Below are 7,233 nucleotides of genomic sequence, written 5' to 3'. Positions count from 1 at the left end.
CCGGGGATAACAGGCTGATGACTCCCAAGAGTCCATATCGACGGAGTCGTTTGGCACCTCGATGTCGGCTCATCACATCCTGGGGCTGGAGCAGGTCCCAAGGGTTCGGCTGTTCGCCGATTAAAGTGGTACGTGAGCTGGGTTTAGAACGTCGTGAGACAGTTCGGTCCCTATCTGCCGTGGGTGTCGGAGTTTTGCGAGGATCTGTCCCTAGTACGAGAGGACCGGGATGGACATACCTCTGGTGCACCGGTTGTCACGCCAGTGGCATGGCCGGGTAGCTAAGTATGGACGGGATAACCGCTGAAAGCATCTAAGCGGGAAACCCACCTCTAAACCAGAACTCCCTTGAGAGCCGTGACAGACCATCACGTCGATAGGAGGCATGTGGACGGGCGGCAACGCCTGAAGCTGAGCCTTACTAATCGCTCGATCGGCTTGATCCTTCCCAGCAGGCGGCCCGCGCGCAGCGGCAAGCCCTGGGCGCACGAGCCAACACCGCAAAGAACAAGAGCAAACGTCCTCGATCAACGACACCTCTGCCGTCCCCGTCCGGATGGTTCGCGTGTGCCTTGGTGACCTGGTGGTCATGGCGAGGCTCCCAACACCCGATCCCATTCCGAACTCGGCCGTGAAACGCCTCAGCGCCGATGGTACTGCGTCTTAAGACGTGGGAGAGTAGGTCGCCGCCAGGTCACCACGGCACACGCCAAACCAACACGGACGTGGACGCAGCAAGGCTTCAGACACACTTGACAATCGGCTTCATGAACGGCAAGGCCGGCGCTTTCCCACGTGGGAAGCGCCGGCTTTTCGTTGTGCCTGTTGTGCGAGAGGTATCGCTGTGGGCCCCCTCCCTAACCCTCCCCCGCTCCGCGGGGGAGGGGATTATGGGGGTGGGGATTGGTTGCCGGGGCGGCGATCGAGTTGGGTCAGGATCGTCTGGGCCTCGGTCAGCAGGGCGTCGCGGACGCGGATGTATTGGTCGAGGGAGGTCCCGGATCGTTGCCGCGCCTGCAAGGCGGCGATCTGGATGTCGAGCGCGTCGAGATCGCGGTCGATGCATTTCAGCGCGTCGCGCGCTCGTTGCTCTTCCTGCGCGTTCATGGCCACTCCTCCCGTGTCTGGTCTGGATTTCCGGCGAATCGCATCCGAACGAGGTACGGCTTTTTGTTTTGGTCTCCCTGGCACTGCTTTTGCTGAACGAGTTCCGTTCACGAGCGTCCGCTCGGCAAGCTGAGAGGGAGACTACGATGGCGTCACGCGGAATCAATGCCGGTTTGGTGATTACGGTCGCTCAGAGTGCCATCGACTTTCTGTGGTCGCATTGGGACGGCTCGTCCAAATCCGTCCGCTCGGCGCTGATGGCCTCGGAATTCTGGACGCTGCAAGCCTATGGCCGGCATGGCCAGTGGGTGCAGTCGGTCACCCGCGACGCGTTGGTCGAGTTTCTCGGCAACTACATCGACCGACGCATGGAGGTCGGCGACAGCGAGGATCGGGCGGTCGCCACCGCGGTTTACCGTCTCACGGGCAAGACGGTGGGTGCGGTTTGAACGGAGGCCAGGAATTGGCCTGCCTGTTTTTTGTCCGGATGCCCATGGGGTGAGCAATGCTTCCCATGGGCGTCCGGGAAGCGGATGTCACTCGGGGTCGGACCACAGCTTGCCGCCGCTGGCCCAATCGCTCTTCTTCACGTCGTGGAAGATGACATCGACCGCCTCCGGGCTGCAGCCGAGCACCGCGACCGAGGCGTCGGTGAGCGCCTTGGCGTAGGCGCGCTTCTGCTCCAGCGTGCGGCCTTCGAAAAGCTGAACATTGATCAGCGGCATCGTCGTTCCATCCCCTCTGTTGCGGACCGCGGTCCGGAAAGCTCAGTTTTTGTAGTCCGGGCAGCGCCGGTCCAGGCGTCGCAGCAGCGCCGGCCATTCCAGTTCGCCTTCGGGCTCCGGATCGGCGGTGAGCTGCCGGTAGGTCTTGTCGCACAGCTCCGGCGGCGGCGACACCAGTTCCGCGCCGGCCGCCTGCGCGGCGAGCTGCATCCGGCACGCCTTGTCCAGCATGTCCATCAGGCAGAAGGCCTCCGCCACCGTGCGCCCGGTCACCAGACTGCCGTGGTTGTGGAGCAGCATCGCCCGACGGGTGCCGAGGTTGGCGACGAGGCGGACCTTCTCGCTGTCGGTCAGGGCCAGCCCCTCGTACCGATGGTAGGCGAGGTCGCGGTAAAAGCGCAGGGCGTGCTGGGACAGTGGGAGGAGCCCGTCCTTCAGCATCGACACCGCCACCGCCGCCTCGTTGTGGAGGTGCATGACGCAACGCGCGTCTTCGCGCGCCGCATGGACGGCGCCATGGATGACGAAGCCGGTGGCGTTCACCGGGTGGGGGCTGTCGCTGATGATGGCGCCGTGGATGTCGATCTTCACGAGGTTGGACGCGGTCACCTCGTCGAAGGACAGGCCGAAGGGGTTGATGAGGAAGCGCCCCGGCTCCCCCGGCACGGCCAGCGAAATGTGTGTGTAGATCAGGTCGTCCCAGCCGCGTTCGGCGACCAGACGGTAGGCGGCGGCGAGATCGATCCGGGCCTGCAACTCGGCATCACCGATGCCGGTGTCGGCGATGCGCGGTCCGGCATGGACGAATGATCCGCTGGTGTCCGTCATAGTCGGCTCCCGGTCTGTGCGATGAGCGGGGGAGCGTCGCATGGCGCGGCGCGGTTGTCCAAGCGGGACGCTGGGACTATTCCGGATTTCGGAAATCACTGGCTCGCCCTGGTTGCGGTCCCTTAGACTGAGGGGCTTTCCGCCGCCGAGTGCACAGTGATGACCATGACCGCTCCAGTCTCCGCCCCGTCCGACCGCAGCGCGCCGGAAGGGGGCCGAATGGAGGATCAGGCGAAGCCCTCCATCCTCGTGGTGGACGACGAGGAGGGGATTTGCAGCTTCCTGTCGCGCGCGCTGGAGCGGCGCGGCTGGCGGGTCGAGGTGGCGGGCAGCGCCGAGGAGGGCGCCCAGAAGCTGGAGCGCATCCACGCCGAGGTCATCATCCTCGACGTCGCCCTGCCGGGCCGCTCGGGGCTGGACTGGCTGAAGGAGCTGATGGCCGGCGGCTACGCCGGCGAGGTGATCCTGGTCACCGCCTTCGCCGACATGGACACGGCCATCGACGCCCTGCGCTCCGGTGCCGCGGATTTCGTGCTGAAGCCCTTCCGGGTCGAGCAGATCCTGAACTCCATCGACCGCTGCGTCGAGCGCACCCGGCTGACCCGCGAGAACTATGTGCTGCGCCGGCAGCTGTCGAAGAAGGACAACGGGCGGGACGAGATCGTCGGGCGGTCGGACGCCATGACGCGGTTGCGCTCGCTGGTCCAGCGGGTGGCGCCGACCCCGTCCACGGTGCTGATCCAGGGCGAGTCCGGCGTGGGCAAGGAGCTGGTCGCCCGCGCGCTGCACGACCTGTCGCCGCGCGCCGACCGGCCCTTCGTGGCGGTGAACTGCGCGGCGATCTCCGCCGACCTGATCGAGGCGGAGCTGTTCGGCCACGCCCGCGGCGCCTTCACCGGGGCCAAGGACGCGCGCAAGGGGCTGTTCTACTACGCCCACGGCGGCACGCTGTTCCTGGACGAGATCGGCGAGCTGTCGCTGACGTTGCAATCCAAGCTGCTGCGCGTTCTGGAGGAGCGGCGCATCCGTCCGGTCGGCAGCGAGCAGGAGGTGCCGGTGGACGTCCGCGTGGTCACCGCCACCAACCGTGACCTGAAGGCGGAGGCCGCGGCGGGGCGCTTCCGCCCGGACCTGTTCTACCGGCTGGAGGTGATGACGCTGACCATCCCGCCGCTGCGCCAGCGCGCGGTGGACGTGCCGGAGCTGGCCGCGTTGTTCATGCGCTTCCTGCCGGCGCGGCTGGCCGTGCCGCCGCTGACCCTGACGCCGGAGGTGACGCGGGCGCTGATGTGCCATTCCTGGCCCGGCAACGTGCGCGAGCTGCGCAACTTCGTGGAGCGGTCGCTGCTGCTCGGCGAATTCCCGCTCGACGATCTGGACACCGCCAACGCCGCGGCGGTGGAGGCCGGCTTGGCCGCGGACCCCAGCCTGTGCGCCGCCGCGGTGGCCGGCAACCCGCCCTGCGCGCCCTGTCCGGTCCGCCACGTCCGCATGGACGGCGACAATGACGTGCTGCCGCTGGCTGAGGTGGAGAAGCGCCACATCCTGACCGTGCTGGCGCGCTGCGACGGCAGCAAGACGCGCGCCGCCGACCTGCTGGGCGTGTCGCGCAAGACGCTGGACCGGAAATGCGTGGAATGGGGGGTGTGACGCCCCAATCTCCGCCCCCATCTCCGGCGCCTCGCCCCAATCCGCCCCAGCCCAATATGCTGAAGCGGCTGGCGACGGCCTACGCGGAGTCGGTGCGGCTCAAGCTGCTGGCGCTGGTGCTGGCGCCGCTGCTGGTCGGCGCGCCGGTTCTGCTGATGATCGTCTGGGCCTGGGGAACGCAGGGCTACGACCAGCTTCTGGTCAACAAGGTCAGCTCCGACCTGGGGACGGCGCGGCAGTTCTTCGACCGGGTGCAGATGTCGCTGCGCAACGGGTTGGAGGGGGTGGCGACCTCCCACCGGCTGGCCCTGGTTCTGGAACGCGGAACGCCTGCCGATCTGCGCCGGCTGCTCGACGAGGAGGCGGAAGAACACGGTCTGGATTATCTGCTGCTGCTCGACGCCGGGGGCATGGTGCGGGCGGGCGGGTCCTTCGCCGTCCCGGCGGACCGCAGCGGCTGGTCGGTGGTGCGCGAGGCGCTGCACGGCTACGCGCAGCACGGGTTGGAGGTCTTCGCCCCGGCGGAGCTGGAGGCGCTGAACCCGGCGCTGCGCCGGGCCGCCCACACGCCGCTGGTGCCGACCCGCGCCGCCCGGCCCGATCCGCGCAATGTCGAAAATCATGGGGCCGAGGACCGCGGGCTGGTGGTCCAGGTCGCCATTCCCTTCGACGGGCCGGATGGGCGGCTGCTGGGGGTGCTGGAAGGCGGGGTGCTGCTGAACGGCAACCAGGGCATCGTGGACCGGCTGAACACCATCGTCTATCAGGACGCCTCGCTGCCGCTGGGCAGCCAGGGCACCGCCACGCTGTTCCTGGGCGACACCCGCATCGCCACCAACGTCCGGCTGTTCGAAGGGCAGCGGGCGCTGGGCACCCGGGCGTCGCAGGCGGTGGCGGACAAGGTGCTGGACCGCGGCGAGCCGTGGCTGGGCTCGGCCTTCGTGGTCAACGACACTTATGTGTCGGGCTATCAGCCGCTGAGCGACACCGCCGGGCGGCGGATCGGCATGCTCTATGTCGGGTTCCTGGAATCGCCGTTGCGCGACACGTTGTACAAGGCGCTGGCCGGGCTGTTCCTGCTGTTCCTGCTGGTGTCGGGGCTGGGGACGCTGGTCGGCCTGCGTGGCGCGCGGGCCATCTTCCGCCCGCTGGAGCGCATGGCCGGCGTCATCGTACGCATCGAGAGGGGCGAGGATTCCGCGCGCATCGGCCCCACCGCCAGCCGGGACGAGCTGGGACGGCTGGCCCGCGCCTTCGACCATCTGCTGGATTCCGTGGCGGCGCGGCGGTGGGAGCTTCAGCGCTCCGCCGAGGAGCTGGACCGCAAGGTGGCGCTGCGCACCGCGGCGCTGGAGGAGGCCAACGCCACCCTGCGCCGCGCCCAGCAGCAGTTGGTGATGAACGAGAAGCTGACCGCCATCGGCGAACTGACCGCCGGGGTGGCGCACGAGATCAACAATCCGGTCGCGGTAATCCAGGGCAACCTCGACCTGCTGCGCGAGGTGCTGGGCGACGGGATCGAGCCGGTGCGCCAGGAGGTCCGGCTGATCGACGAGCAGACCCGGCGCATCCATGCCATCGTGACCAAGCTGCTGCAATTCGCCCGGCCCGGCGACTTCGCCGGCTACGCCGAGCCGACCGACGTGAACGGCGTGCTGTCCGACTGTCTGGTGCTGACCCGGCACAACCTGAACCGGGCGCGGGTCGTGGTGACGCTGAAGGCGCAGGCGGGCGGCCCGGTGGAGATGAACCGCGGCGAGCTTCAGCAGGTGCTGATCAACCTGATCGTCAACGCCATGCAGGCGATGCCGGAGGGCGGCCGCTTGACTCTGGACAGCCGCGACATCGGCCCGGACGAGCGTCTGCCGGGGGCGGAGCCCTTCGAAGGGGTGCTGGTGGGGGTCGAGGACACCGGCCACGGCATCGCGGCGGGCGATCTGGCCCGCATCTTCGACCCCTTCTTCACCACCAAGAAGCAGACCGGGACGGGGCTCGGCCTGTCGATCAGCTACGCCATCGTCCAGCGCTACGGCGGGCGGATCACGGTGGAGAGCGTTCCGGGGCGCGGCACCCGCTTCACCCTGTGGCTGCGGCGGCAGGCCGTCTATTCCGACCAGCCGACCGCGCCCTTCTTCGCCGCCCAGCGGATCACCGCGGGAGGCTGACCGGTCCTTTACCCCCTTACCCCGCAACCGCCAGGAACGGGTTGACGCCGATGCGGCGGTAGTCCTCCTCGCCCAGCAGCAGGTCGAGCGCCAGTGTGGCGAGGTCGTCGGCCACCGGGTCGAGGTCCGGCGCCTTTTCCAGGAACAGCAGCTTCAGATAGCTGTGGCAGGCGTCGCAGGTCTCCGCCCGCACTGCGCCGTTGGCCTCCGTGCCGTCCGCCCCTTCGACGAAGCGCTGGGAGACGTCCTTGCCGTCGCCGCAGGCCACGCAGGATGAGCGCACATGGTGCCAGGCGGTGTGGCAGATCCCGCAATGGAGATAGCGCAGGCCGCCGCTCTCCATGCCGACCTGCAACACGCCGGCGACCGGCGCGCCGCCGCAGACCGGGCAGGCGGTGGCGGTGGCGTGGGTGGTCACCGACGCCGGATCGAGCGCCGCGGCGTGGCGCGTCCAGGCGGTCTGGAAGGCCGCGGCGAGGAAGGGTGCTGCGGCGAGGTCGCCGTCCTCCAGCGCGTCGCCGGCCCAGCGCCCGGCCAGCGCCTCCAGGGTGTCAGCGTCGGACGCGGCCAGAGCGGTCAGGGCGTCTCGCGCGCCGCCGGGCAGGCTGTCCAGCCGGGCGGCCAGGGCGCGCAGGTCGGCGGCCCACTGCTCCTCCGGCGGCAGGGTGGCGGGGGTGGCGGCCACCCCCGGAGGGCCGGTGAGGGGGATGCGCGTGGCGGTAGGTTCGGCATAAGTGAAACCCCCTCACCCTAACCCT

Annotated in this window: 7 protein-coding genes and 2 rRNA genes (1 of these 9 only partly in view); 5 read left to right on the top strand and 4 right to left on the bottom strand. The window is 68.7% G+C overall.

What is annotated here, in order from left to right; genetic code table 11:
- A 23S ribosomal RNA gene (locus ABAZ39_RS21180) occupies nucleotides 1-446 on the top strand (it extends 2,301 nt beyond the left edge of the window).
- Between the two features lie 133 nt (nucleotides 447-579).
- Nucleotides 580-695, top strand: a 5S ribosomal RNA gene (rrf, locus tag ABAZ39_RS21175).
- A 193-nt stretch (nucleotides 696-888) separates the two neighbouring features.
- On the opposite strand, the gene ABAZ39_RS21170 is transcribed toward rrf, so the two are convergent.
- Nucleotides 889-1,107: a hypothetical protein gene (locus ABAZ39_RS21170; RefSeq protein WP_040134730.1), complete on the bottom strand. Its 219-nt coding sequence runs from the start codon at nucleotides 1,105-1,107 to the stop codon at nucleotides 889-891.
- 146 nt (nucleotides 1,108-1,253) lie between these two features.
- On the opposite strand from ABAZ39_RS21170, the gene ABAZ39_RS21165 reads away from it, so the two are divergent.
- Nucleotides 1,254-1,556, top strand: coding sequence for a hypothetical protein (locus tag ABAZ39_RS21165; RefSeq protein WP_014197964.1), 303 nt, complete (start codon nucleotides 1,254-1,256; stop codon nucleotides 1,554-1,556).
- 87 nt (nucleotides 1,557-1,643) lie between these two features.
- On the opposite strand, the gene ABAZ39_RS21160 is transcribed toward ABAZ39_RS21165, so the two are convergent.
- Nucleotides 1,644-1,832 carry a 4-oxalocrotonate tautomerase gene (locus ABAZ39_RS21160; protein ID WP_014197963.1) on the bottom strand — a complete coding sequence of 63 codons (189 nt, stop codon included), beginning with the start codon at nucleotides 1,830-1,832 and terminating at the stop codon, nucleotides 1,644-1,646.
- 42 nt (nucleotides 1,833-1,874) lie between these two features.
- Complete coding sequence (locus tag ABAZ39_RS21155) at nucleotides 1,875-2,660, bottom strand: class II aldolase/adducin family protein (protein WP_051658319.1); 786 nt, start codon at nucleotides 2,658-2,660, stop codon at nucleotides 1,875-1,877.
- Nucleotides 2,661-2,819: 159 nt separating this feature from the next.
- On the opposite strand from ABAZ39_RS21155, the gene ABAZ39_RS21150 reads away from it, so the two are divergent.
- Nucleotides 2,820-4,310 (top strand): sigma-54-dependent transcriptional regulator, encoded by a 1,491-nt coding sequence (locus ABAZ39_RS21150; protein WP_040134726.1) that lies wholly within the window; start codon nucleotides 2,820-2,822, stop codon nucleotides 4,308-4,310.
- A 56-nt stretch (nucleotides 4,311-4,366) separates the two neighbouring features.
- Entirely contained in the window at nucleotides 4,367-6,475 is a 2,109-nt protein-coding gene (locus ABAZ39_RS21145; RefSeq protein ID WP_040134724.1) for a cache domain-containing protein, read from the top strand.
- Between the two features lie 16 nt (nucleotides 6,476-6,491).
- Here the strand turns inward: ABAZ39_RS21145 and fdhE are convergent, their stop codons facing one another.
- A complete protein-coding gene (gene fdhE, locus ABAZ39_RS21140; RefSeq protein ID WP_247881675.1) occupies nucleotides 6,492-7,160 on the bottom strand; it encodes a formate dehydrogenase accessory protein FdhE in 669 nt (222 codons plus the stop codon).
- Nucleotides 7,161-7,233: the final 73 nt, after the last annotated feature.

The sequence above is a fragment of the Azospirillum argentinense genome, from assembly GCF_000632475.1.
Classification (GTDB): domain Bacteria; phylum Pseudomonadota; class Alphaproteobacteria; order Azospirillales; family Azospirillaceae; genus Azospirillum; species Azospirillum baldaniorum.
This window is presented reverse-complemented; position numbering and strand designations above follow the sequence as displayed.

Coding starts and splice junctions, on each gene's coding strand:
- ABAZ39_RS21165 (WP_014197964.1), top strand. CDS start 1,254: ATGGCGTCACGCGGAATCAATGCCGGTTTGGTGATTACGGTCGCTCAG.
- ABAZ39_RS21150 (WP_040134726.1), top strand. CDS start 2,820: ATGACCATGACCGCTCCAGTCTCCGCCCCGTCCGACCGCAGCGCGCCG.
- ABAZ39_RS21160 (WP_014197963.1), bottom strand. CDS start 1,832: ATGCCGCTGATCAATGTTCAGCTTTTCGAAGGCCGCACGCTGGAGCAG.
- ABAZ39_RS21155 (WP_051658319.1), bottom strand. CDS start 2,660: ATGACGGACACCAGCGGATCATTCGTCCATGCCGGACCGCGCATCGCC.
- ABAZ39_RS21145 (WP_040134724.1), top strand. CDS start 4,367: ATGCTGAAGCGGCTGGCGACGGCCTACGCGGAGTCGGTGCGGCTCAAG.
- ABAZ39_RS21170 (WP_040134730.1), bottom strand. CDS start 1,107: ATGAACGCGCAGGAAGAGCAACGAGCGCGCGACGCGCTGAAATGCATC.